This window comes from Deltaproteobacteria bacterium, assembly GCA_019310525.1.
GTDB lineage: Bacteria > Desulfobacterota > DSM-4660 > Desulfatiglandales > HGW-15 > JAFDEE01.
Genome location: JAFDEE010000015.1, coordinates 22,630 through 48,737, shown reverse-complemented (window position 1 = coordinate 48,737; position 26,108 = coordinate 22,630). Strand labels below are relative to the sequence as shown.

Annotated in this window: 20 protein-coding genes and 4 tRNA genes; 16 read left to right on the top strand and 8 right to left on the bottom strand. The window is 55.0% G+C overall.

The features are described 5' to 3' along the window. From JRF57_04210 to JRF57_04195, 4 genes are all read left to right on the top strand, one after another. The coding region (locus tag JRF57_04210) for an ABC transporter permease (protein ID MBW2302898.1) at positions 1-319 on the top strand (319 nt) is incomplete at its 5' end. A 1,076-nt stretch (positions 320-1,395) separates the two neighbouring features. Further along, positions 1,396-1,989, top strand: a complete 594-nt coding sequence (locus tag JRF57_04205) for an undecaprenyl-diphosphatase (GenBank protein MBW2302897.1) — start codon at positions 1,396-1,398, stop codon at positions 1,987-1,989. 5 nt (positions 1,990-1,994) lie between these two features. Then, positions 1,995-4,043, top strand: coding sequence for a VTT domain-containing protein (locus tag JRF57_04200; GenBank protein MBW2302896.1), 2,049 nt, complete (start codon positions 1,995-1,997; stop codon positions 4,041-4,043). 450 nt (positions 4,044-4,493) lie between these two features. After that, positions 4,494-6,710 (top strand): tetratricopeptide repeat protein, encoded by a 2,217-nt coding sequence (locus JRF57_04195; GenBank protein ID MBW2302895.1) that lies wholly within the window; start codon positions 4,494-4,496, stop codon positions 6,708-6,710. A gap of 127 nt (positions 6,711-6,837) precedes the next feature. Here the strand turns inward: JRF57_04195 and JRF57_04190 are convergent. Continuing rightward, positions 6,838-6,914, bottom strand: a tRNA-Pro gene (locus JRF57_04190). Positions 6,915-7,102: 188 nt separating this feature from the next. Here JRF57_04190 and JRF57_04185 point away from each other — a divergent pair. Together JRF57_04185 and JRF57_04180 are read left to right on the top strand one after the other, a co-directional pair. Further along, positions 7,103-7,873 (top strand): GTP cyclohydrolase I FolE2, encoded by a 771-nt coding sequence (locus JRF57_04185; GenBank protein ID MBW2302894.1) that lies wholly within the window; start codon positions 7,103-7,105, stop codon positions 7,871-7,873. Positions 7,874-7,936: 63 nt separating this feature from the next. Further along, positions 7,937-9,232, top strand: coding sequence for an IMP cyclohydrolase (locus tag JRF57_04180; GenBank protein ID MBW2302893.1), 1,296 nt, complete (start codon positions 7,937-7,939; stop codon positions 9,230-9,232). A 439-nt stretch (positions 9,233-9,671) separates the two neighbouring features. Here the strand turns inward: JRF57_04180 and JRF57_04175 are convergent, their stop codons facing one another. The 4 genes from JRF57_04175 to JRF57_04160 all read right to left on the bottom strand — a co-directional run bounded on the left by JRF57_04175 (position 9,672) and on the right by JRF57_04160 (position 11,301). Continuing rightward, a complete protein-coding gene (locus tag JRF57_04175; GenBank protein MBW2302892.1) occupies positions 9,672-10,097 on the bottom strand; it encodes a DUF2335 domain-containing protein in 426 nt (141 codons plus the stop codon). Positions 10,098-10,564: 467 nt separating this feature from the next. After that, positions 10,565-10,640: transfer RNA gene (locus JRF57_04170), tRNA-Glu, on the bottom strand. Positions 10,641-10,921: 281 nt separating this feature from the next. Beyond that, a tRNA-Gln gene (locus JRF57_04165) sits at positions 10,922-10,995 on the bottom strand. Between the two features lie 230 nt (positions 10,996-11,225). Continuing rightward, positions 11,226-11,301 (bottom strand) — tRNA-His (locus JRF57_04160). Positions 11,302-11,384: 83 nt separating this feature from the next. Here JRF57_04160 and JRF57_04155 point away from each other — a divergent pair. The 7 genes from JRF57_04155 to uvrB all read left to right on the top strand — a co-directional run bounded on the left by JRF57_04155 (position 11,385) and on the right by uvrB (position 19,169). Then, entirely contained in the window at positions 11,385-12,803 is a 1,419-nt protein-coding gene (locus tag JRF57_04155; protein MBW2302891.1) for an L-seryl-tRNA(Sec) selenium transferase, read from the top strand. Positions 12,804-12,978: 175 nt separating this feature from the next. After that, on the top strand, positions 12,979-13,566 hold the full coding sequence (locus JRF57_04150) for a D-sedoheptulose 7-phosphate isomerase (GenBank protein MBW2302890.1): 588 nt from the start codon (positions 12,979-12,981) through the stop codon (positions 13,564-13,566). An 87-nt stretch (positions 13,567-13,653) separates the two neighbouring features. After that, the gene (locus JRF57_04145; protein MBW2302889.1) at positions 13,654-14,616 is read left to right on the top strand and encodes a hypothetical protein; all 963 of its coding nucleotides are present in this window, start codon (positions 13,654-13,656) and stop codon (positions 14,614-14,616) included. 77 nt (positions 14,617-14,693) lie between these two features. After that, a complete protein-coding gene (locus JRF57_04140) occupies positions 14,694-14,912 on the top strand; it encodes a zinc ribbon domain-containing protein (protein MBW2302888.1) in 219 nt (72 codons plus the stop codon). 76 nt (positions 14,913-14,988) lie between these two features. Beyond that, a complete protein-coding gene (locus JRF57_04135) occupies positions 14,989-15,495 on the top strand; it encodes a 2-C-methyl-D-erythritol 2,4-cyclodiphosphate synthase (GenBank protein MBW2302887.1) in 507 nt (168 codons plus the stop codon). Positions 15,496-15,648: 153 nt separating this feature from the next. Continuing rightward, the gene (locus JRF57_04130; protein MBW2302886.1) at positions 15,649-17,109 is read left to right on the top strand and encodes a cysteine--tRNA ligase; all 1,461 of its coding nucleotides are present in this window, start codon (positions 15,649-15,651) and stop codon (positions 17,107-17,109) included. A gap of 56 nt (positions 17,110-17,165) precedes the next feature. Beyond that, positions 17,166-19,169 (top strand): excinuclease ABC subunit UvrB, encoded by a 2,004-nt coding sequence (uvrB, locus tag JRF57_04125; GenBank protein MBW2302885.1) that lies wholly within the window; start codon positions 17,166-17,168, stop codon positions 19,167-19,169. Between the two features lie 81 nt (positions 19,170-19,250). Here uvrB and JRF57_04120 read toward each other — a convergent pair whose 3' ends face one another. Together JRF57_04120 and JRF57_04115 are read right to left on the bottom strand one after the other, a co-directional pair. Next, positions 19,251-19,403, bottom strand: coding sequence for a hypothetical protein (locus JRF57_04120; protein MBW2302884.1), 153 nt, complete (start codon positions 19,401-19,403; stop codon positions 19,251-19,253). A gap of 18 nt (positions 19,404-19,421) precedes the next feature. Further along, on the bottom strand, positions 19,422-19,724 hold the full coding sequence (locus JRF57_04115) for a VanZ family protein (GenBank protein ID MBW2302883.1): 303 nt from the start codon (positions 19,722-19,724) through the stop codon (positions 19,422-19,424). Between the two features lie 282 nt (positions 19,725-20,006). Between JRF57_04115 and JRF57_04110 the strand changes: the two genes are divergently transcribed. Together JRF57_04110 and JRF57_04105 are read left to right on the top strand one after the other, a co-directional pair. Next, a complete protein-coding gene (locus tag JRF57_04110) occupies positions 20,007-20,678 on the top strand; it encodes a DUF4412 domain-containing protein (protein MBW2302882.1) in 672 nt (223 codons plus the stop codon). Positions 20,679-20,840: 162 nt separating this feature from the next. Then, on the top strand, positions 20,841-22,922 hold the full coding sequence (locus JRF57_04105; GenBank protein ID MBW2302881.1) for a molybdopterin-dependent oxidoreductase: 2,082 nt from the start codon (positions 20,841-20,843) through the stop codon (positions 22,920-22,922). Positions 22,923-22,955: 33 nt separating this feature from the next. Here the strand turns inward: JRF57_04105 and JRF57_04100 are convergent, their stop codons facing one another. Then, on the bottom strand, positions 22,956-24,044 hold the full coding sequence (locus JRF57_04100) for a hypothetical protein (GenBank protein MBW2302880.1): 1,089 nt from the start codon (positions 24,042-24,044) through the stop codon (positions 22,956-22,958). Between the two features lie 544 nt (positions 24,045-24,588). Here JRF57_04100 and lysS point away from each other — a divergent pair. After that, positions 24,589-26,067, top strand: coding sequence for a lysine--tRNA ligase (gene lysS, locus JRF57_04095; protein MBW2302879.1), 1,479 nt, complete (start codon positions 24,589-24,591; stop codon positions 26,065-26,067). Positions 26,068-26,108: the final 41 nt, after the last annotated feature.

Below are 26,108 nucleotides of genomic sequence, written 5' to 3'. Positions count from 1 at the left end.
CTTATTGAACAGCTTTGTTTTTGCCTCATTGGCAGTATGTCTTGCCATGCTGGTCAAATCCCATGCCGATCAGGCCATGCTCAACAGCTTCGTCATTACGCCCATGGCGTTCCTAGGGGGCACGTTCTTTCCCATCGAGCACCTTCCGGCGTGGGCCCAAAAGATACTTTGTCTGCTGCCTTTAACCCATGCCGCAGAAGCAATCCGGACTTCAGCGTTCGGTGCTACGCCGAAACTTCTAGGCTATTTAATTCTTGTCAGCATTGGCAGTTGTACTTTTCTTTTTGCTGGTTTGACTGTTAGCCGTGCCCGGGATTAATCTCATCCATATTAAGGGCGGTAAAATCCGGCGAAAAAGCAATCGTGGCAATGATCCATTCCCGCCCAAGGAAGGGATGAACCACGGCCGGAGACGTAGGGTACGGTATCGTCCTTTGATATGGCGGTGGGACTATGGCGGGACAACTCGAACCCACGCTGATTAATATACAGCTGGGGCCTGCCACGCCGTAGCCGCTTGTGAGGGCATAGCCGAAGGCGGGCCCATTCTCTGTTTGGGAAAATGTGGAGAAAAAGGGACTTCACGCATCGGGATGGGGAAAACGGCACGTTCATCCTTATATAAGGCATCGGCGTTGAAGAGACCGGATTTCCGGAAAGCGGTCCTCCCTTTGATCATCCGTTGAGCTAACATAACCGGGTCCTAATCCAAAAATCCTGGAAATTGGGGTACGCACTTAATTCCGATTTCCTCAAATCCTGCTCAATCGGAGAATACAGAAATCTTTGAAATATTGAATTTTCAACAGGTCGCATGGTTGAACCTTTCGAACTTTTCAGAAAAAGGCCCAAAAAGGATACAGATTTTCTTTAGATTTTCCCTCCTGGAGAAAACGCTATTTTCGAAGAATCTATACAGGACCCGGAGAAAAGGAGGTTATGGCACGCTTCATATCAGACGTGGTTTTAGAAGCCGAAACATGGTAAACCCGGATGTCATCTTGAACGCTCGTCAGGGGAAATGTATGGGAACCGGGATTTACCTGTTTCCCTATGTAACCTATTTTAGCAAAACGGGTAAACGTAAAACGTGATGGATCGCTAACTAAAGTACGTCTCCGCGCAATCCCTTGATTTGTCCGCGCTTTGCTTGGACCCCCCGCCATTCGGGCGGGTCCCCGGTTTCCTTGATCTTGTATCTCTGAAGCTGGGAACCCGCTGCGGTGCAGTGGGACTGAGCACCCGACGGGTGCGAAGAACTGGAAACTCGCCAGTGCCCAAAATACATTTGTGGATGGGCACCAACTGGATGCGGTATCCTGATAACCTTCTACTGGCGCAGACGAAAAGACGGTTCATCTCATACGAAATGGGGCATAAGAGATAGTGCCGGGATTGGATATAGAAATCTTTCAGTGGCTGCATTCCGGGGCCGGGCATCGGCCGATCGTGGACGGGCTTGCCGTTTTTTTTGCCGAGACCGGGCCATATCTGATGCTTGCTCTGTTTGTTGCGCTGTGGTTCTTTGTGAGTAAGGAGAAAAAGAACGCCCTCCTGGAAGCGACTGAGGCCGCCGTCGTCGGCCTGATCATGAACCAGTTGGTCGGCCTGTTCTATTTTCACCCCCGGCCTTACATGATCGGCCTTTGCACACCTCTTCTTCCCCACGGCCCGGAGACGTCCTTTCCTAGTGATCATGCGACGTTGCTGTTTGCCGCGACTTTTTATCTGCTCATGGGCCGACGCTGGGTCAATTGCGGCGTTACGGTTTTGGTCATTGCATGCCTAACCGCCTGGGGACGGGTGGACAGCGGCATCCATTTTCCTTTTGACATGGCTGGCAGCCTGGTTGTCGGGCTGATTAGCACCGGGTTGATTCGCTGGTTTGCGGAACGCCTTGCCCCTTTAAACATAAAACTGATCCGGGTCAGCGATCAATTGATGGACCATGTAGTTCGGCCGCGGCACCGCGGCACGAGGAGACATTAACCCTTATGCTTTACATAAAGGCATTGCTGGCCTTTATCACCCATCACTCCGCACTGGCCTACGGGGCGATTTTCCTGATTTCCCTTTCTGAATCCCTGGCGCTGGTCGGTCTGATTGTTCCCGGCACGGTGATTATGTTCGGCGTCGGCGCTGTCGTGGCCACGGGCAGCCTGGAGCTGAAACCTGTGTTGATGCTGGCCGCTGCAGGGGCTATAGCCGGAGACGGCATCAGCTACTGGCTGGGACATTACTACCACGAAAGATTGAAGCGGATCTGGCCGTTTTCCCGCTATCCCGGCATGTTAAAGAATGGGGAGATCTTTTTTCACAGGCACGGCGGAAAAAGCGTCTTGTTCGGCCGTTTTGTCGGTCCGGTACGTCCGATCATCCCGGTTGTGGCCGGTATACTCGGAATGCGTCCGTTACACTTTGGCGTCGTCAATGTGCTTTCGGCTATAGGTTGGGCCTTCGTTTATATTCTACCGGGCGTCTTTTTCGGGACCTCACTGGCTTTAGCCGAATCTGTCAGTACACGACTGGCCGTGCTCATCTTCGTTATCATCACCGCCATTTGGGTTTTCGTCTGGCTTAGCCGCAAACTGGTTTTCCTGATCGGACATCGGGGGCCTCTGTGGCTTGCCTCCCTGGAGGATTGGACTGCCACTGATACCCCTGCCCATGGGGTGATTATTCCCTTAAAGCGATTCCTCTCTTTTTTCCTCTTACGTCAAAAGGGGGAGGAATTGTTCCTGGTCTTTCTCGTCCTGGTGCTCTTATCCGCAGGATGGGGATTTCTTGGTGTCCTGCAGGACGTTCTTGTCGGAGACCCGCTGGTGATTGCGGATCAGGCCGTTTATCACTTTTTTCAATCCCTGCGAACCCCCTGGGCGGACCACATCCTGGTGGCGGTCACGGAACTTGGGGATTCACTACTGAACCTTTGTATCGCCGGCGCGGTTTTGCTCGTGCTTCTTCTTAGACGGTGTCACCGCACCGCGGGATATTGGGTATTGACCATACTCGGTGGTTTATCGGGCGTTCAACTGCTGAAATGGATGCTCCATCTGCCAAGGCCGGTGGCGTTATATCATGGTGCATCGGCATATGGATTCCCCAGCGGCCACACATCCATGAGTGTTATTCTCTATGGTTTTCTCGCCATTTTGCTTGCCAAGGGCCTTTCCATCACTCTGCGCTGGGGATTTTTTGTTTCCGTCTTTCTGATCTCCTTTATCATCGCGATTTCGCGTCTGTACCTTGGTGCCCATTGGCTTTCCGATGTCCTGGGGGGTTTTCTGATAGGCACGAGCTGGACGGCCCTGGTCGGAATCGTCTACCTGAAGGGTTCTGCTGAAGTGGTTCCTCGACGATTACTGGGGCTCGTCACCGTGCTCGTGATCTTTATTGCGGGGGCCTGGCATGTGGCCCAACGCCACGAAAAGGATCTTGCCTTTTACGCCCCCCAACATGTCGTGAAATCGATGCCGCTGCAAAAATGGATAGCGGTCGACTGGCGGAAACTCCCCGCCTGGCGGATTGATCTTGCAGGGGAGCGGGAACAACCCCTCACCGTCCAGTGGGCAGAGACTTCCGAAGACATGGCTAAATATCTTTTAGCAATGGGCTGGTGCCGCCCTCCGTTGTTGAATCTGAAAAACCTCCTGGGGATGTTTTCCTCTGAAACGCCGATTGAGCAATTTCCTCTCTTGCCGCGTCTTCACGATGGGCGAGTTGACAGTTTGCGTCTTGTTCGCCAAGTCGACCGTCAACGCTGGGTGCTGCGGCTTTGGCCCACAGATGTGAGGATCCAGGGAAATGACACCCCCCTTTTCGTGGGAACGATAGAGGTCCAAAATCGCCGCCACATGGCCGGACTGATCATCGCGGCGAGAGACACGTATAACGGTCCTTTGGAAGCGTTGGCACGTACCTTCAAAAGGCGCTTTGCCCTAAAATCAGTTTTTAGGACAAGTGATTGCCTGCCAGGCAGCCGCGAGCATAGCTGGTTGCACTGGAGGGGCAAGGTACTGCTGGTATGGCAAAAAGCAGACTGATAATGAAAGTGTTTAGCCCCATATTATATTCGGGCTGGCGGTTCTGCTTGCCCTGTTTTTCTGGCGGCCGGAGTGCGGCTGTATTGCGTGATCCAAGCGATGAAGTTTCACATGCCCCTATAATGTGTAATTAAAAACTATTTTGTTTTTTTAATACAAAGAAGCATAAAGCTAGTGCAGCTTAAACGAATATGTCACCGAATATACTAAGATTGCAATAAGAATTTTACTAATCGATGATGAGTCTTCCTTGGTGGACCAACTTCAGCGGGCCCTAAAAGAGCACTGCTATATAGTTGAAACGGTAATGGAAGGTAGGGAGTTTCAATAGTGATGGTTTTGCTATAGAATCGGCCTATTGATCGTGGTCCTGGGGAGACTTTCACTAGGTCCTTTGCATTCTGTTTCGCCATTTGAGCATCTTGTAGCTCTCTCTTTTAAGGTCTTCGTGTGACGGAATCCAAAGAAAAGCAGGGGTGGTTCAAAAAGGGACTGGAGCACCATCTTCAGGGTCGGCTGGAGGAGGCCCTGTCCGCTTACTCCAGGGTGCCCGAGGGGGACCCTTTTTATGTCGATGCCCTCAGGAACATGGGCGCCCTGTATCTTGCCCGGGGCGAATTGAACCACGCCTCGGAAACATTGACAAGGGCACTTACCATCGAACCCGACCATCCCGGCACACTCAATAACCTTGCCACGACATTGAAGGCTCAAGGCCGACTCCCGGATGCCCTCGCCCTCTTTAAAAAACTTCTGGACCTCACCCCTGACTTTCTGGAGGCCTGGCACAACCTGGGTCAACTCTACCTGGAACTGGGACGCTACCCGGAAGGGGTGGAGGCCTTCAGCAAGGTCCTTGCCAAGAATCCATTTGACCATGAAACTTGGAACAGCCTCGGGACCGCTTACTCCCGTCAAGGACGCTCCTGGGAAGCGAGGGAGGCCTACGAAAGATCTTTGTCCATCAAGCCGGACCAAGCCCGCCCCCACTACAACCTGGGGCTCCTCTTCCTCAATCAGGGGGAACTGGAATTGGCTGCGTCCCACTTCGAGACGACACTCCGAATTGCCCCCTATTTCCCGGAAGCCCGCCTGAACCTCGGAATAGCCCTGTTCAGTCTGGGCAGAAAAAAGGAGGCAATCCTGCATTTCCGCAAAGCCCTCGATGAAGCCCCCCATTTGGCGGACGGGTATTACAATCTTGGGCTGGCACTGGAGCGGGAAGGAGACTTTGATAGCGCCCTCCACGTGCAGGAACAGGCTTTGGCCCGTTGCCCCGAGTCCATCCAGTCATGGGTGGGGGCCGCCCGGTTGTTGATGAAGATTGCCGACTGGGGACGAGTCGATGCCCTGACATCAAAAATTATGGACTATTCGTTTTCAGAGGCTGATGCACCCCTTCTCTCCAGCTCCCTCTTTCTTTTCCAGCACCTCCCCATGAAGGAAGAGACCCTCTCCGGGAAACACCTCGAGTGGGGTGACCTCGTCGAGAAAAGACTTGCCAAGCATTCTTCTCATTCCGCCCCGCCAAAGGTCCGGAAATCCCTCTCGGTGTCCAAGTTGCGGGTAGGCTACGTCTCTCCTGATTTCCGGAGGCATTCCGTCGGGTGGTTTTTCAGACACATCATCGCTCACCATGACAGGGACCGCTTTTCCATTTACTGTTACGCCACCACCCCGGGAAAAGATGACCTGACCAGAGAGATTGCCGGAGCGGCATCATTTTTCAGGGAAGTCCATACCCTGAACACCTTTCAGTTCGCTGAACTCATCCAGCGTGACGGGATCCATGTCCTCGTGGACCTGGCCGGGCACACCCAGGGAAACAGGCTGGACGTCTTCGCCCTTCGTCCTGCACCGATCCAGGTAACCTTCCTAGGGTATCCTTACGGCACCGGGCTCCGCACCATGGATTACAGAATCACCGACCGCCATTCAGAATCCCCCTATTCGGCCTCCCTTTACCGGGAAAGGCTCGTTTTCATGTCCCAGGGTTTCCTTCCCATGGGTCCCATCGAGGCGGCCGATATTCCATTGGAACGCCGATCCTTCGGGCTCCCCGAAGACGGGCCCGTGTGTGTCTCCTTCAACAGCGCTGAGAAGCTCCGCCCCGAAGTCCTCTCCCTTTGGGACCGACTACTCTCCCTCTCCAGGGACGCCCTCCTGGTTATCTCGTGCCCTCACGTAGGAAGGACGGATCTGAGAGCCAACATTCTTGCCCACTTCTCCCAAGAAAACCAAAAGCGGGTCTTTTTCCTGGGCAGAGCCGGTTCCGAGGAGCTTCACAGGGCCAGATACGGCCTGGCTGATATCGCCCTGGATCCCTTTCCGTACGCAGGAACCACCACGAGTTACGAGGCCCTCTCCATGGGGGTTCCCGTGGTTACTCTGGTAGGGGATCGCCATGCCCAGAGGACGACTTTCAGCCTACTCAAGGCCATTGGGGTGGAAGATACCATTGCCCGATCGGAGAAGGAATATCTCGACATCGCGAGGGGACTCCTCGCGGACCCCGCAAGGCTTGAAGATACAAAGTCCAGGATTTCCTTCCTCATTAGAGAGAAACAAAGGAAACATCCTAGGGCTTACACGAAGGAATTGGAAGAGAGGTTCCTGTCCATGTGGGACCGCTATTTCGCCGGGAAAGCCCCCCGGAGCATGGGTTGAGGAGAGGTGAGCCGAAAAATGGACGGGAAGGTCCTTCATTTGAATAAGAGAAAATGTTAGCCCTAAACATTATCCTCTCAAAACAAAAAGGCCGGTTTCTTGCAATCGGCCTTTTTATTAAGATTTCTGGTCGGGGCGAGAGGATTTGAACCTCCGACACCCTGCTCCCAAAGCAGGTGCGCTACCAGACTGCGCCACGCCCCGATTTTGAGGATGCCGGAAAAATATCTCTTTCATCCATCAAAATCAAGCCGGAAATGCGCCGGACACGTTCAAAAACGGGAAAGATCAACAGGCTTCCTGACACTTTCAGGGGGTGAGATTTTCCATTGACTTTGATTTTGATGATGACACATAATGCCTCGCAAAAAATCAACCTTTCCGAGGAAACCATGGAAGACGTCCAAAATCATAAGGATCACAGGAACATAGATATCGATCAAGTCGGGGTCAAAGGGATACGATATCCAATCACGGTCCTGGATAAGAACATGGGCGAACAACAGACCGTGGCCAAGATCAACATGTATGTCAACCTTCCCCGTTATTACAAGGGCACTCATATGAGCCGCTTCGTGGAGATCCTGAACAGACACAGCCGCAGGATTTCCCTCCAGAACTTTACCGAGATCCTGGAGGAGATGAAAGAGAAGCTGAATGCCGAAAGTGCCCACATGGAAATCACATTCCCTTACTTCATTAACAAGATGGCCCCGGTCTCGGGGAGCCAGGGACTCCTTGAATACAAGTGTACCTTTAAAGGGTCTCTGAACGTACGGAGCGACATGGTGATCATCATTCAGGTCCCAATCTCCACCCTGTGTCCCTGCTCCAAGGAAATCAGCGATTTCGGGGCCCACAACCAGAGGGGAAAAGTCCGGCTTCACCTGCGTTTCAAGAAGTTCGTATGGATAGAAGACCTGATCCAGATGGTGGAAGAATCGGCCAGCAGCGAGGTGTACTCGGTCCTCAAACGGGAGGACGAGAAGTACGTTACGGAACGGGCTTACAACAATCCCAAGTTCGTCGAGGATATAGTTCGGGATATCGCATTGAAACTTAACGAGGATCCCAATATCACCTGGTTTGCCGTGGAATCGGAGAACTACGAGTCCATTCACAACCACAACGCCTATGCATATATCGAAAAACACAAGCTTTGAGGGTCCCATGGAAAAACCGGCACAGGGGATCACCCAACCAATTGCGAATACCGGAGGATCAAAATGAGCAATAACCTGAAAGAGATGTACCGCACGGTAATGGACGATCACTTCCCACCCAGTATGACCATTTCCTTCGGGGAACAGACCCTGGTTTACAGGAAGCGCACCTGGAAAATCCGTGACGAGAAGACCGGGGAACTCATCGAGAAAGGACTTCGTTATGGGGAGAACCCCGGGCAGGAAGCAGCCCTTTACGAACTGGTCAACGGGAACCTCGTGCTGGGGGACTGCCGCTTCATAGATCCGGGCAAGGGCCTGGTCTCTTCCATCGGAGACGACGACCTGATTCAGAGCGGAAAGCACCCGGGAAAGACCAATCTGACCGACCTGGACAACGCCCTCAATATCCTGAGATACCTGACGGAAAGGCCTACTGCGGTCATTGTCAAGCACAACAACCCCTGCGGCGTGGCCTGTGGGGAGAACCTATCCACGGCCTACGACAAGGCCAACATGGCGGACCGGATTGCCGCCTTTGGCGGGTGCGCCGTATTCAACCGGCCCGTGGACAAGGCCACCGCGGAAATGATCTCGGAAAATTACCTCGAGGTAGTGGGCGCCCCGGACTACGAGGAAGGGACTCTCCCGATCCTCGGCCGCCGGGCCAACCTGAGAATCGTGCGAATCAACCGGATCGACCGATTGGGGAAATATGCAGGAGAACGGTTTGTGGACTTCAAGAGCCTGATCGACGGCGGGATCATCGTGCAGCAGTCCCCCCTGAATCGCATTCGAAGCGTGGAGGACTTTACCCTGGCCTCCTGCGAGTACAAGGGGAAACGGTATACTATCGAACGGAAACCGACAGAGGCTGAATACCAGGACATGCTCTTCGGATGGCAGGTTGAGCAGGGAATCACCTCCAATTCCGTGATCTATGTGAAGGACGGCGTGACCGTGGGTATAGGGACAGGGGAACAGGACCGGGTCGGTGTAGCCGAAATCGCCATCTTCAAGGCCTATACCAAGTTTGCGGACGCCCTTTGCTTTAAAAGGTACGGTCTCCCTTACAAGGAACTGGAGTTGAAAATCAAGGAAGGTGAAAAGGAAAAGGCCCTTCTTGACGAAATCGACAAGGAAACCAGGGAGGCGAAGGGTGGCCTCATAGGGGCCACTATGGTCTCCGACGCCTTCTTTCCGTTCAGGGACGGGGTGGATGTCGCCATCAAGGAGGGAATTCGGGCCATCGTCCATCCCGGCGGTTCCATGCGGGACTTCGAGTCCATCCAAGCTTGCAACGAGGCCGACCCCCAGGTGACCATGGTGTTCACCGGGCAGAGGGCCTTCAAGCACTAGCAGGCTGTTGAAAACCTACTGCGCTTGCTGGTACTGCGTTAAAATGAGGCTCAAAATGCTCATTTACTAGATGTAAACTCCGCTTTCTCGCCTCATTTTGCCTTGTCTCATCTGCGCTCGTTACGTTTTTCAACAGCCTCTGCAAGTGGTCGGGAACCCGGTCAAGCGTTGATTGAGGCAGTAGACGACAAAGCGAGAAAAACCGGAGAAGAAGAACGCAAAACCCCCTGACTCCATTAAGGAAATCAGGGGGTTATCTATTTCCTGGCAGTCCCAACGGGAATCGAACCCGTGTCTCCGGCGTGAGAGGCCTATCGAATATTTAGTTCAATAAGTTAAGCTAGTTAGCTTATTAACTTGTGCCGAAATTGAGCGTTTTAGAAGGCGATTTTGCACCCCATACGCACCCTGTTTTAGCACTGTGACAAGGGTAAAATCTTTACTCTTTTTTAGGCTTCTCAGCTCCATACTTTCGCCCGGTAACGAAGACAGTAACCAGGCCCACTATTGTTGTTCCGCCTATGGTCATTGCGGCTTTTTCTAAGCCCAAAAAAAGGGCAACAGTAGCCACAATAAAAGCCGCAATTGCAACCCCAAAACCAGATACCTGTCCCCGCTTTACCTCTTTAGCCGAAAGTTCCAATGTTAACTGATTCATCCGGTGTGCATGGGCTGCCTCTTCTTCTGCCATTCTCAAAATGCGTTCAGCAGCCCCAGGGATGATATCGTCGTATCCCTTTAATAGGTCTGGTGGGGGAATAGGACCCGCAAAGCGAGTTCCAGATATTTGTGCTATCTGTGCGCCTTGAGTGTTGGGGGTTGGAACAGGGGTATTAACGGCGTCCCGTTTTTTCTTTTTGCTCATGGGCGAACGTATCAATTGCGTGCCTTATGTGCCGCCCCACATTGTTCCAATGGCTGGCCATGCACGCCGCTGGGTCTTTTGAGATAATTATCGCCCGGCGATCTGTTCGGGGGGATAGGTCCAAGATACTGCCCATGCCCCTCAGGACCCGGACAGTTTTAGGTTTCATTTCTAGTTCCCTCCTTTCGTAACTTACTAACTATAGCTTATATTCGGACAGAAAGTCAAAGGACTTAACAATGCTTGAATTGGGTAGATGAAATACACACCTTAGCCGGTGTAATAATGGCATCGGAATACCGGGGCGCAATAAGTGTGAAGTGGATGGCCTGGATGATATGGTGCCGGGTGCTGGTGAGATGAGGGATAAGCTGTGAACCCAAAAAATTTTTTCGCCAAAACGCACCCTATACACACTCTGGGACAAAAAAGGATTAGCCGATATTAGCTAACCCCTTGATTTTACCTGGTAGTCCCAACGGGAATCGAACCCGTGTCTCCGGCGTGAGAGGCCGGTATCCTAGACCGCTAGACGATGGGACCCTTTTCTGAGACCTTTGCAAAACGCCTGACTTTCAAACACAAACGGGAAACCCGCCCAAAGGGTGAGGAGTCGTCGCCACGCGCGGACAAATTCAATCCTCGAAATATTTTACTGTATAAATGCCTGTACCGCGTGGCATCCCTCACGAGGTGGCGGAAATCTTCGTCTTCCCCTCCGGGGCGTAGGCCTTACGGGCCGGAGGCTTGACCTTGAACAAAATCGAACGTTTTTCAAAGATCTCTCTATATCTTTACCGTGTTCACTGAACCCGGAATTTTTCTGGCTGGGGGACAAGGATTCGAACCTTGGTTAACGGGGCCAGAACCCGTCGTCCTGCCGCTGAACGATCCCCCAAAACCGATATTTAAGATTTACGAATTTAGCAATTTCCCCTAAAAAGTCAAGGAGAAAACGATACGGTGTGCTTGGGGTCTCTGAATATCAAGGAACGAAACAGGATCGGCAACCAGATCGACCCGGAAAACACTTTCCGGGCTATTGACTGCAACGAAGCCCGGATGATACTAAGGAATTTTAAAAAAAGAGGGAGCCTTTGAACGCTCCCTCCATCAAGGTTGCTTTCATGGGGTGAGTGATGGGATTCGAACCCACGGCCGCTGGGGCCACAACCCAGTGCTCTACCAGTTGAGCTACACCCACCATCGAGAGTGATTATACTTACCACATTTTCCCGGTTTTGCAATAAAAAGTTTTCCGGTCGTTTATGAACGAGGAACTGAAAAGTGGGAACACAAGATAAAGGCGCGCTCTTAAGGCGGATCCCCTCCGTGGACCGGATCCTGAACGACCCTGATTTCGTCCTACTATTGGAGCGATATCCGCGGGCTCTGATCCTTGAGGCTATTCACCAGGTCCTGGACGACATCCGAGAGCGGATCCTTATAAATGGGAAAAGGCCGCTGGATCAGGCGGACCTCAACTTCCAAAGGGTCTCTGAAAGGATCAAGGAGCACTTCGAGAGGATCCTCCGCCCCAGTCTGAGACCGGTCGTCAACGCAACCGGCGTAATCATCCATACCAATCTGGGCCGTTCCCCCCTTGCCCGAAGGATCATTGATCGTTTCAGGCCCATTGCCGGAGGTTACAGTAATCTCGAATACGACCTGGAGGCCGGAAGGAGGGGCAGTCGATATGTTCACGTGGAAGGGATCCTCCGTGAACTCACCGGGGCAGAGGGGGCCATGGTGGTCAACAACAACGCGGCCGCCGTGCTCATCGCCCTGGAGACCCTGGCAAAGGGTCGGGAAGTTGTCATTTCTCGGGGTCAACTCGTGGAAATCGGAGGTTCCTTCCGAATCCCCGACGTCATGAAAAAGAGCGGCGCCCGAATGGTGGAAGTGGGGACCACCAACAAGACCCACCTCAGGGATTACGAAGAGGTCATCGGCCCGGACACCGCCCTCCTCCTGAAGGTCCACCAGAGTAACTTCCAGATTGTGGGATTCACCGAGCAGGTGGCCACCGATCGACTGGTCAGCCTGGCCCGCAAGTACGGGGTCCCCGTCATGGAGGACCTGGGGAGCGGCTGTCTGGTCGATTTCTCTGCTTACGGCCTCCTCAAGGAACCGACAGTGCAGGAAGTCCTGTCCGCCGGGGTGGATCTCGTAACTTTCAGCGGCGACAAGCTCCTGGGGGGACCCCAGGCCGGGATCATCCTTGGAAGACGAGACCTCGTGGAGGCCATCAAGAGGAATCCTCTGAACCGGGCTGTGCGAATCGACAAGCTCACCCTCATGGCCCTTGAAGAGACCCTGAGGCTTTATCGTGATGAAAAGAAGGCTATCGAGGAAATCCCCACCCTGAAGATGATCTGCCTGGGCCAAGATACCCTGAAGAGCAGGATGCGAAGGCTCAGGAGGATGATCGGGAGATTGGATTCACCGAACTTTACCCTTGAATCCGCTGGAGGGGAATCCAAGGTGGGAGGAGGGGCCTTGCCCCTTTTTGTTCTCCCCACTTTGTTGCTGTCTCTCGTGCCCGGAAGACTTCCGGCCCACGAGATGGAGGAACGGTTGCGGGCCCATGATCCCCCTATCATCGTCCGGGTGGAAAGGAATCGTGTCCTCATGGATGTCCGGACCATCCACGATGGGGAACTCGCTGTCGTGGCCCAGGCCGTCCGCAACCTGGCCGCCCTGTAAGCCTTCGGTACAGGAAGGGCCGCAGGAAAAGAGAAAACGGAGAAACGGTACCCCTGGGAAAGAGCCTGACGGAAGGTTTGTTGACATACTGGTCATCAGATCCTATTTTGAATGATACTTGGGAGGTACTCCCGGCCAGGGGCGGACTGAATGCTCCCGGGGCACGAAAAGCGTGATGGAAAAGCTCATTGAAAAGGCACTCACCGACAGCGTCCAAACCAAGGAGGCATTCACCAGGGCGAACGCCCGGGGCCTTGTAAGCCTCGCGGAGAAGATCGCCGATGCCTTCACGTCTGATCGCAAACTCATGATCTGCGGCAATGGGGGAAGTGCCGCCGACGCCCAGCACATCGCGGCCGAGTTCGTGAACCGCTTTATCCTTGAACGCCCTCCCCTCCCCGCCATAGCCCTCAGCACGGATACCTCGATCCTGACGAGCATCGGGAACGATTACTCCTTCGAGGAGATTTTTTCCAAGCAGATCAAGGCGATCGGCATGGAAGGCGACATACTCCTGGCCCTGAGCACAAGCGGGAATTCCCCCAATATTCTATCCGCTGTCAAGACCGCCAGGAAACGGGGCATCTTCACCGCGGCACTTACGGGTGGTGATGGCAGAAAACTCGGGAGCCTGGCCGACATGGCGCTTGTGGTCAAAAGCAAGGAGACCCCCAGAATTCAGGAAACCCATATATTTGCCGGTCACATGATCTGCCAACTAGTGGACTATTTGCTGTTCCAGCAAAGCATCCAAGAGGCTTAGGGCAAGGGATCAATCCATTTTCCGGTCTCGGTGACAAGAAGCCCGATGGGCGGAACTGACCGGGCGAACATCTGAGGAATTTTGTCGTTGGATAAGTGGAAACCCATAGACCTTGGCGACGTCACCTGTTATCCCCTTGCGGAAAGGACCAGCAAGGTCCGCACCGAGGACCAGGCAAGACCCTGGATGCCGGGGGGGAGCCTGGGCCAATGGCTCCAGCGCCTGCCCCGAATCCTGGCCGCCGCGGATTTCATCCGAATCGTCGAGAACACCGTTCAAGCCGTCCGGTCCGGGAAAATGGTCCTCCTGGCCATGGGCGCCCATGCCATCAAGGTGGGCCTCAACCCTGTGATCCTGGACCTCATGGATCGGGGCATCATCAAAGGCGTGGCCATGAACGGGGCGGGTGTTATCCATGATTTTGAACTCGCCATGGCCGGGCACACTTCCGAGGACGTGGCGGCTCATCTCGGTGAGGGCCGATTCGGCATGGCAGAGGAGACCGGGCGATGGATCAACAGCGCCATAAGGGAAGGCGCCGAAAAGGGAGTTGGCCTGGGGAAGGCCGTGGGTGCCATGATTTTCAGGGAAAAACTCCCTTACGCCCGGCACAGTCTCCTGGCCGGCGCCTATGAGCGGGACATCCCCGTCACGGTCCACGTGGCCATCGGGACCGACATCATCCACTTTCACCCGAGCGTGAATGGGGCCGACATCGGCAAGACGTCCCATTTGGACTTTCGGTTGTTTTCGACCCTGGTCTCCCGGCTCGAAGGGGGAGTATATATCAACCTGGGATCGGCCGTCATCCTGCCTGAGGTCTTTTTAAAGGCCCTGTCCCTGGTCAGGAACCTCGGGCACGAGGTCAAGAAGTTTACGGCCGTCAACATGGACTTCATACGCCATTACCGGCCCATGACCAACGTGGTCGAACGGCCCACCCTGGAAGGAGGAGAAGGTTACTCCCTGGTGGGCCATCATGAAATCATGTTTCCCCTCCTGGCCGCTGCGGTCATCGAGGGCTTGGAGTCCGCCCCGCCCCCTCCATAGTAAGGTAATTGTCTGCAGATCCGTCAAGAGCAACGGGTAACCCGGGGGAACGGGGCTTATCTGGAGGAATTTCAAACATGCCAATCTATGAATTCAAGTGCATGAAATGCGACAAGGAATTCGAATGCATTGTGTTCGGAGACGAGAGCGACGTCACCTGTCCCGACTGTGAAGCGCGGGATGTGCGCCGCCTCATGTCCGCCTGCAGTTTCAAGAGCGACGGGAACTTCTCTTCCTCGAGCGGATCCTCGGGATGCTCGGGTTGCTCGAGCACGAACTGCAGTTCCTGTCATTAGGAGTACGATAGGGAACCGGTCTCTTCTCGGGCCGGCGGGAAAAGCGATTCAGAAAAAAGAAGAAAAGGAGAAGATCTTGATCCTTGTGGGCTTCGGGTATGACGTTCATCGTCTGGTCGAAGGCAGGCCTCTCATCCTGGGAGGCTGTCGGATTCCACATACCCGTGGCCTCCATGGACACTCCGATGCCGATGTGCTTACCCATGCGGTTATGGACGCCATCTTGGGAGCCCTGGGTAAGGGAGATATCGGACGTCACTTTCCCGACAAGGACCCATCCTACGAGGGGGCCGACAGCCTGCACCTCTTGGCCCGCGTTATGGAATGGGTAGGGGCGGATCGATACCGGATCAACAACTTGGACACCACCATCGTTGCCCAAGCGCCAAGGCTCATGTCCTATATTCCCGCCATGGAGGAAAATCTCGCGCGGGTTCTCCGCATTCCGGCCGAGCGGATCAATGTCAAGGCCACGACTACCGAAGGTCTCGGTTTCGCGGGCCGTGGAGAAGGAATTGCGGCTTACGCAATGGTCACCCTCACAGCTGAATCGCCGAAGGCTGATCAGGGGCCGGGGAATTGATGAACGGCATCTCCTTTCCCGGTCGAATGAGACCAAAATATCACCCGGGTCGACCCTCTTCAATAGACGGCGACCCCCCGGTCCTGTTCCTCCGTGGTTCCCATTGTTTCCCGGAAAACAACAGAGGACAAAACCTTACCAGGAGAAGAATCCATGGCCTTGACCCTTTATGATTCCGCCACCCGCAGGAAACGGGAATTCATACCCCTTCAGGACAAGAAAGTGGGCATGTACGTGTGTGGGGTCACGGTGTATGATCTCTGCCACATCGGGCACGCCCGTTCCGCCATCGTATTCGATGTTCTGTCCAGGTACCTGCGGGCCAGGGGATTCCAAGTCATCTATGTCCGAAATTTCACAGACGTGGACGACAAGATCATCGACCGGGCCAACCAACTCGGGAAGGACACCCGGGAACTTGCCCGGGAATACATCGACGCCTTTCACGAGGACATGGAAAGGCTCAAGGTTCTCCCCGCGGACAAGGAACCCCGGGCCACGGAGCATATTGACGGCATGATCGAAATGATCAACACCCTTATCCAAAAGGGCCATGCTTATGTGGAGGGCCGGGACGTCTTCTTTTCCGTGGAATCTTTCAGGGGATACGGGGCCCTTTCCGGGAGGCGGCTGGAAGATATGCAGGCGGGAAGTCGGGTCGCAGTGGATGAACGTAAGCACCACCCCATGGATTTCGTGCTGTGGAAAGGGGCGAAGCCCGGTGAGCCCCAGTGGGAAAGTCCCTGGGGACCCGGGAGACCGGGTTGGCACATGGAATGTTCGGTCATGAGCCACCATTTCCTCGGGAAGACTTTCGACATCCACGGGGGAGGCAAGGACTTGATCTTTCCCCACCATGAAAACGAGAGGGCCCAGTCCATTGCAGCTTGCGGAGGCGAATTCGCCCGCTACTGGGTCCACAACGGTTTCGTGACGGTGGAATCCGAAAAAATGTCCAAGTCCTTGGGCAACTTCCTCACTATCCGGGATGCCTTAAAGGAATACCACCCCGAGGTCCTCCGCTTCTTTCTCCTGTCCAAGCACTACAGGAGCCCCCTCGATTTTTCCCGAAGCGCTGTGAACCACGTCCAATCGGGGGTGGTCCGGATCTACCGGACCTTCCAGAGACTGAATGAAATGCTCGGCCCCATCGAGCCACCGAAGGGAGTGCAAGGGATCATTCCTGCCGGGGAAGAAATAGAGGAAGGGTTTCTAAAACAATTCGTCGCAGTCATGGATGATGACCTGAACACGGCGGGCGCCATCGGGCTGATTTTCGAAAAGATCCGGGATCTCAACCGTCGCCTGGACTCCGGTTCCCTCTCCACAGATCCCGCCTTGAGAGACGATTTAGAGAGGGACCGACGCAATCTCCTCCTTGCCGGCAGTATCCTGGGAATCCTCGACGAGGACCCGGAAGCCTTTTTCAAGGACCTCTCCGGCGGGCCGAAACAAATCGACCCGGTGGAAATCGAGCGGATGATCGAAGAGAGGGCCAGGGCGAGGGCCAGAAAGGACTGGACAGCAGCGGACGCCATCCGCGACAGGCTCCGGGAGAAGGGTGTCATCCTGGAGGACGGGCCAAAAGGCACCACCTGGCGTATCGATTTGTAAGGGGCTGGTGGGATTTTCGAGCACCCGGTTTCTGAAGAGGTAGATGGTGAGGCGAGATGTTCCGTCTTGAAACTGACCTGGAACCTTGCGGCGACCAGCCCAGGGCCATTGAGTCACTGGCGGACGGGGTCATGAAAGGCCTCAGGCACCAGGTCCTCCTGGGAGTCACCGGGTCCGGAAAGACCTTCACCATGGCCCACCTGATCGCCAGGGTGCAGCGGCCGACCCTGATCATCGCGCCCAACAAGACCCTCGCGGCCCAACTCTACGGGGAGTTCAAGAAGCTTTTCCCCCACAACGCGGTCGAGTACTTCGTAAGCTATTACGACTACTACCAGCCGGAAGCCTACATTCCCCAGTCCGACACTTACATCCAAAAAGATGCCCATATCAACGAGCAAATAGACAAGATGCGCCACTCCGCCACCCGGTCTCTCCTGGACCGGGACGACGTGATCATCGTGGCGAGCGTTTCCTGCATATACGGGCTGGGCTCTCCCGAGGCCTATCACGGCATGCTCCTTTACGTTGAACGAGACATGAACCTGGCCAGGGAAGAGGCCATCCGGAAGCTCGTTGAGATCCACTTCGAGCGGGGAGACTACGATTTCACCCGGGGGAGTTTCCGAGTCCGTGGAGACGTACTTGACATCTATCCGGCCCACGAGGAGGACCGCGCCGTCCGGATCCACTTCTTCGGGGACCTTGTGGAGGCCATCCAGGAGATCGACCCTCTGAGTGGGAAGGTTATCGGTGAGTTGAACCGGGTCACCATCTACCCTGCCTCCCATTATGTCACCACGGTCGAAATCCGTGAGAGGGCCATCGTCGGGATCAAGGCAGAACTCAAGGAAAGGATCGAATACTTCCGGTCCCGGAACAAGTTGCTGGAGGCCCAAAGAATCGAGGAACGGACCCTCTTCGACCTGGAGATGATGATGGAGATGGGTTACTGCCACGGGATCGAGAATTACTCCCGGCACCTGACCGGCCGCGCGCCGGGAGAGCCGCCTCCCACCCTCCTTGATTATTTTCCCAGGGACTTCCTTGTCATCATCGACGAAAGTCACATCACTGTGCCTCAGCTCAACGGCATGTATAACGGGGACCGGTCCCGGAAGACGACCCTCGTGGAATACGGTTTCCGCCTCCCATCTGCTTTGGACAACCGCCCTCTCAAGTTCGAGGAGTTCGAAGAGAGGGTTCCCCAGGCCATCTATGTCTCCGCCACACCGGGTCCTTACGAACTGGAACGGGCGGAGCGCATTGCGGAGCAGATCATTCGTCCAACGGGCCTCATAGACCCGGAAATCATCGTGCGCCCCGCCCGCAACCAGGTGGACGATCTCCTGGCCCGGATCCGGGAGCGGGTTCAAGTGAACGAACGGGTGCTCGTCACTACCCTCACCAAAAACATGGCGGAGGACCTGACCGAGTATTACACTGAACTGGGTGTGAAGGTGCGGTACCTCCACTCGGACATCAAGACGATCGAACGGATGGAAATCGTCAGGGAACTGCGCAGGGGAGACTTTGATGTCCTGGTGGGGATCAATCTTCTCAGGGAGGGACTGGACCTGCCGGAGGTCTCGCTGGTGGCGGTGCTCGATGCGGACAAGGAAGGTTTCCTCCGCTCGGAACGTTCCCTGATCCAGACCGCCGGCAGGGCGGCGAGGAACCTTCATGGGACGGTGATCCTCTATGCCGACCGGGTAACCGATTCCATGGCCCGGGCCATCGAGGAAAGCAACCGCCGCCGCCGGCTCCAGCTTGCTTACAACAAGGCCAATAATATCACCCCGGCGACCATCGAAAAATCCATTGAAGATATCCTCGGATCCCCTTACGAGGCCGATTATTTTCCGGTTCCCGGGATCGGAGAAGAAAAGGGACCCTACCCCGTCACCCCCGAAGAAATACAGGCCAGGATCGAAGATTTACGGAAAAAGATGCTGGAGGCCGCCGGGAACCTGGAGTTCGAAGAAGCAGCACGCCTCCGGGACGAGATCAAGGCCCTGCAAGAAAGAGAGCTTGAAACCAGGGAAGCGGCTGGCATCTGATCGGGTCGATCAAATCCCCTTTACCTGGATCTTACAAGCGTCAAGGTTTGTCGAAGATGCAAGACATCGGCCACACTGCCTTTACGAGTCCACCATGCCCATGATCCGCCAAAAAACCACCATACCAATGATCGTTCTCGGGGCGGGAATGTTTTTCGCGCTCTTTTTCTCCGCCATTCCCCGGGCCCCTGCAAAGGCCAGCCCCGACGAGGCGTCGGCCACGGGAGACCTCAATCCGAATCATGGTCCTCCCTAGGATCCCGAGTGTCCTCCCCGGAACTTCATTAATCCCCATTTCCCTGCAAACTGGGAGAGGAGCACCCCGAAGGAATCGGCGGCGAGGTCGCTCAGAGCACAGGTCCTGTTGGGGACAAAGGCCTGGTGGATCTCGTCTGAAACCCCATAGAGGATACCGATGACAACGAGCAAAATATGGATTCTGCGGGGAAATCCGCCCTCCGGGTACCAGGGATAGGCGGCGATGATCAGGGTGATCCCGAACAGGAAATAGGCGGCGGCGTGAAAAAGGAGGTCATTGAAGGAGATCCCGCTCAAAGGAAGATCAACCTTTTCAAGGGAGGAAACATAGAAAATGCCCCCCGCCATGAGCAAGGAGGGCAGCAGGAAAAAAATCTTTCTTGCAGCGTCTTTTCCCCTTTCCAGGATGAAGCCTCCTTTCAGATCACCCTTAAGTCGGGACGATCGATTTTTCAGGGAATATAACCCTGGAGCGGGCGAAAAGACAATTCCATTGACATCTTCCGCGCCTTTCCGATATGTATTTTCGGTAGCTCGTCGTTAATCCTGAAACAAAAGGGCGAGCCTTGGAGGTTAAAAATGGAAAAAAGGATTTCCTGCAAGACGGTCAAGATAGTCCTGTTCACATTGCTCTGTACGTGCTTCGTGCCGGTCTTGGCCTGGGCCGGGAGCGATTTTACGGCCGATTTCATTTCGAAATCCAAGGACCCGGCCGACATGCCCGGAAAAGGCAAAATATACGTGAAGGACCGCATGATGCGTTTTGTATTGGAAGGAAACGTGATGATCTTCCGACCTGATAAAGGAGTGATGTGGGTCCTCATAGAGGAAGAAAAAATGTACATGGAGCGTCCCATCCAGATCCAGGGAAGGATGGCGAGCTGGACACCTGCAATTGCCCGGAAGGCCAGGAAGGTGGGTAAGGAGACCGTCTCGGGCCTTTCATGCACTAAATATGAGATTCTGTCAGAGGGAAAAAAGACCTACTACTGGATATCTAAGAAGATTGACTTTCCGATCAAGATTCAAGATGTTAACGGTTCCATGATGCTGAAAGACATCCAGATCGGGAATCTCCCCAAACGCCTCTTCGAACTACCCACAGGGTACCAAAAATTCAACATGCCGACCATGCCCGGGATGATGCAGGGCGGCGGAATGCCGGGAGGGACGGGAGGCATGCCTGGCGGAATGCCTGGAATGCCCCAGATACCCGGGATGCCCGGCGGGGGGAATAACACCGGAGAGTAAGGGCAATTCGTTGAAAAGAATGGAATTTTGCAGTCTCCTTCAGGCCGGGCGGGGATATCCCATCCGGCCTTTCTGGTTCGGGCATGCCCCAGGCAGTGATCTTTCAGGGGTGACTTTCAAAAAATGAACGGCCGCGGCAAGGAATCGCGGCGGGGGGAAGAAATGAGTGATGACATTCGCTGGGTTAAAACCCATTGCTCCAGAATGGACCACGGGGGATGCGCTCTCCGGGTCGGGGTGAAAAACAACGCCATCGTCAAGATCAAGGGAGACCTTGAGGGATTTCTTAACAAGGGTTATGTGTGCTCCAAGGGTCTTGCGGCGGCCAAACGGCTGGACCACCCCGCCCGCCTCAAACATCCTTTGAAGAGGGCCGGCCGAAGGGGTGAAGGCAAGTGGCGGGAGATCTCCTGGCCTGAGGCCATCGAAGAAATAACCAATAACCTCTCTCGGATCAGGGAGGAACACGGGGCACGGTCCGTTATCTTCGGCCAGGGCATGCCCAAAGGCCTGGAACTCTTCGTCCTGAACCGTTTGGCCACCCTGTTCGGCTCCCCGAACATGTTCGGGATGGCGGACCTCTGTCACTTACCCCGGGAGCTTTCAGGGATTTACACCTGCGGATTTTACCCCGTGGCCGATCTTCACCGTCCCACCAAGCTGGTGGTCCTCTGGGGAAGCAACATCACCAGCACCAATGAGGAAGGTCAGGTATGCAGACTCCTCCTGGAGCGGCTCAGGGGGGGCGCCGAACTGATCATCGTGGATCCCCGCAGGACCGAGCTTGCCTCCAGGGCTCGGCTCTGCCTCCAATTGCGACCGGGATCGGATGCGGCCCTGGCCCTGGCCTTCCTGCACGTCATCATCCGTGAAGGGATCCATGACCGGGAATTCGTCTCGAAATGGACCCACGGCTTCGATGAGCTGGCCCGAGAGATTGAGAAATACCCACCGGAAAGAATGGCCGAAGTCACCTGGGTTCCGGCTGACACTATCCGGGAGGCCGCCCGGCTTTATGCCGGGGCCCGGCCCGCGGCGATCCAGTGGGGAAACGCCATCGAGCAAAACATCCATACCTTTGATTCCGTAAGGGCACTCCTCTGCCTCATGGCCATCTCCGGAAACCTGGACGTGCCCGGGGGCAACATCCAGGCCAATGAGCCCAAGACCCTTCGTCTTGGAAAATTCGTCCACTCCGAACAACTCCCTAATAAGCGCTCCGAGATGCTGCATGCCCGGCAGGGCACCCTTCCCAGGCTTATAACCGTCCCTCCCACCCTTTTCAGGCGAGCGGTCATCGAAGGAAGGCCCTATCCGGTCAAGGGGGCCTATATGCAGTGCACCAACCCCCTCCTGGCCTTCGCCGACAGCCCCATGACTTACGAGGCCTTGATGAAACTGGACTTCTTCGCGGTTTCCGATATCGTCATGACCCCCACGGCGAACCTGGCCGACGTGGTCCTTCCAGCCGCCACCACCTTTGAATTCAACGACATCGGCCATTACGGCCTCGGACACGGTCTCCTGTTTGCCCGTCCCAAGGTGGTCGACCCGCCTGAGGACTGCTGGCCTGATTGCAAGATCCTCAATGAGCTGGGGAAGACCCTGACGCCCCCCGAATTCTGGTACGATGACTGGGAGAAACTGCTGGAGGAAGTCCTGGAGCCCGCGGGCATGAGCTACCGGGAATTCGTGGAGAAGGGGGTTTTGAAGGGACCGGAGCGGTTCAGGAAATACGAGGAGACCGGGTTCCGGACCCCGACAGGCAAGGTTGAACTGGCCCTGTCCAAGGCCGGGGAACTCGGCGTCTCCCCTCTTCCACGGTTCTCAGGCCTGCCCGAGGAGGAGGACCCGGAGTATCCCCTGGTGCTCACAAGCTGCAAGAGCCGTTACTATCTCCACTCCTCCTACCGATGGCTCGAACCGCTCCGGCGAAAACGGCCCCGCCCCAAGGTGGAAATTCATCCGCGGACGGCGGAAACCTTAGGCATCCGCCACGGGGATCCCGTGATCATCGAGACACGATGGGGCGCCATCACCCAGTTCGCCCATCTGACGGACAGGATTCATCCCAGGGTGGTGAATGCAGCTTACGGGTGGTGGTTCGGTGAGGAGGATACCGGCGGTGGTTTTGACTGGAAAAGCGCCAACTACAATATGCTGACTTCGGCGGGGAAGATCGGGAAGGAACTTGGGACCCCCAATCTGAAGGGAATCGGCTGCAGGCTCAAGAAAAAATCGTGAAGGGCTGCCTTTGGTGGATCTTCCCCCATTCGTTCACTGTTTCCTCTCCACCAAAGCGATGAACCTTCCATCAAGAGGTCTCAAGGCCCCTCCGCCCGGGGACTCTTTGTCAAAGAGATTAATGGCCGCCACCCGGCACTCCAGGACTCCCCGCGCAGAGGGAACGTATTGATCCCTTTCTATCTCTGCAGCCAGCCTCCTGAGACCTTCCATCCTTTCCTGGGTTGTGAGTTTCGGTCCCATGAACAAGGATCGCAGATTCCGACGGATTGACGGGAGTGGGCCTTCCTCTGCGATAGGGGCATTCCCGGGTTCCTCCCCCAGCGGGGAAGCGGGAAGCCTGAAACATACAGGCTCCTCCGGCAGGGCGATCTCCTTCGATGCTCCCTCCTCCATCAAAGCAAAGATGTGATCCCATGCCCGGCGATCAAAAGTTACCAGGACCTCTCGATCCTGGAGCTGCCCTCTGAAAAGGCCGAGCCACGCCTCGATCAGCCTGGCCCAATGGGATGGCCCAAGGGAAGGCTCGCTTCGAAATTCCGGGAGGTCATCAAAGACACTCGCCGCATCTTCACCTTCAAGCTCCAGGACATCCTGGAGTGGGGAGCGTCTTTCCTTGAGCTCCTTGAGTACCCGGTCGGCTTCAAGGCTCTCGGCCTCCATTTCCCGGGCCATGTGAAGCAACAGGTGCCATAGGAGGCCGGGGTCACCGGCCTCTTGAGGCCCTTCCTCCCCGCCCATCCGGCGAAGAATATCCCGTATCCCCCAGATCGTATCCTCGGAACGGTCCCGACCCTGCTGGACCTGCAGGAACACCGTATAACCCCTGTCCGGGTTTTCCCGGCACCAGGTTTTGTAAGCCTCGAACAGCCTGTGGAAGTCATCCCGGGGTTTCATTTCTTCAGGAGGATGGAGGATTCGGAGAATCCCCGCCTCCCTGTATTTTTCAAGCGCTTTCGGCTCGTCCATGTACCAGGGAAGAAAAAGGGTAAGGGGACGAAAAAGGGTAAGGATGGCCCCCACGGTCTCTTCCGGCAAGAAAACATGGGGGAACAGGACGGCAGGCAGGTCTGAGCGATTATTAGATTCGATGGCGACGTTCCTCCTTTTAACACGAGACATTTTTTTCGAGACCTTTCAACTACCCTTTTTCAACCTGAATCTTATAAGCGTCGAGTTTGCCGAAGATGCAAGGCATATAGACTGCACAGCTGTAATCGCCTACCGCAAGCGTTCGATAACGAAGCAGATTCGGTAAAATCGACACTCCCTAAGGGTAAACAATCTTGAAATATTACTCTTCATTTTGTTCTCACCCATAGGGCTGAACTTCCACCTTGCCCGGTTATAACCTAAGAGAGGGAATTTCAATGAATTTTTTAACGGATTCAAGATTGTTTATGCAAGATTCAGGTTCAAAGGTTTCTTCTTTACCGTGAAATCAGCCGGCGATACCTCCATTGGGAAACCGGGCGATCTTTCGTCAAGATTTTTTATAACACTGATTCCCCTCGTGATCAAAGGAATTGAAGGACTTTCTCCGGGGATCTTTTGCCTTGACTATCGGAGGCGTTTGGATTACAAGCAAGCGTTCAACCTATAAAAATAATTAAACAAGTCCGATTTCAAGCCACGGACCTCACTTATTGTTCATGTTATTCATCCCATGGGAAAAACAAGCTCAGTAATCGAGGACAGAAAGAAAAAGGCCGACACCCTGAAGGCTATGGGTGTGCATCTTTACCCCGCAGGGTACACCTGCGACCTGACCGTGTCGGAGTTCATCGACCGTTTCGGGGAAAAAGACGCTGAAACCCTGGAGAAACAGGAGGAAGCTTTCTCCCTGGCGGGACGAATTATGTCCATCCGTAATTTCGGCAAAGCCGCCTTCATTCATTTCAAGGACCGGACGGGGCGCCTCCAGGCTTATATACGGAAGGACAAGGTGGGTGAAGAAGCCTACAAGATTTTTAAGCTCATGGACGTCGGAGATTTCATCGGGATCAGGGGAAGGCCCTTTCGGACCCGCACCGGCGAACTGAGCATCCTCGCGGAAAAGATCCGCCTCCTCTCGAAATCCATGAGGCCTCTTCCCGAAAAATGGCACGGGCTGGCCGACGTGGAGACCAGATACCGGCAGCGGTACCTGGACCTCATCGTGAACGACTCGGTCAAGGAGGTGTTCGTCACCCGCAGCAAAATCATCCAGGCCATCCGGAAATTCTTCCTCGAAAGGGGGTTTCTGGAGGTGGAAACGCCCATGATGCATCCTATAGCCGGGGGGGCCACGGCCCGGCCCTTCAAGACTTACCATAACGCCTTGGGCATGAATCTTTACCTGCGGGTGGCACCGGAACTTTACCTGAAGAGGCTGGTGGTGGGAGGCCTGGAGAGGGTCTTCGAGATCAACCGCAATTTCCGGAACGAAGGGATCTCGATAAAACACAACCCCGAGTTCACGATGCTGGAATTCTACATGGCCTATGCTACTTACGAAGACCTCATGCGTTTGACCGAGGAATTGTTCCTCCAGGTGGTTCAGGAAGTTCTCGGGGAAACCACCGTGCAGTACCAGGGCGAAACCATTGATTTCTCTCCTCCCTGGCCCAGGATACCCATGTTCCAGGCCCTGAAGGAAATCGGCGGAGTGGACGAGGAAGTCCTCACCAACATGGACGCCGCCCTTGCCTTTGCCGAATCCAGGGACATCCTGATCTCGAAACTCGACAGCCTGGGCAACGTCCTGGCCAAGATCTTCGACCAGGTGGTGGAGCCCAGACTGGTTCAGCCGACCTTCATATACGGATATCCCACGGAAATATCGCCCCTTTCGCGGCGGAACGACGATAATCCGGACATCACGGACCGCTTCGAACTCTTCATCGCAGGCAAGGAAATCGCCAACGCCTTCACGGAGCTCAACGATCCGGTGGACCAGAGGGAAAGATTCGAGCGCCAGGCCGCCATGCGGGAGGCGGGGGACGACGAGGCGCAGTTCATGGATGAGGACTACCTCACAGCCATGGAATACGGGCTTCCTCCCACCGCAGGAGAAGGCGTAGGAATCGATCGGGTCGTCATGCTCCTCACGGATTCTCCTTCCATCAGAGACGTCATCTTCTTCCCCCACATGAGGTCCAAATGATCGTCCGCCGCACCGCTAACCGGATCCGCCGCCTGACGACG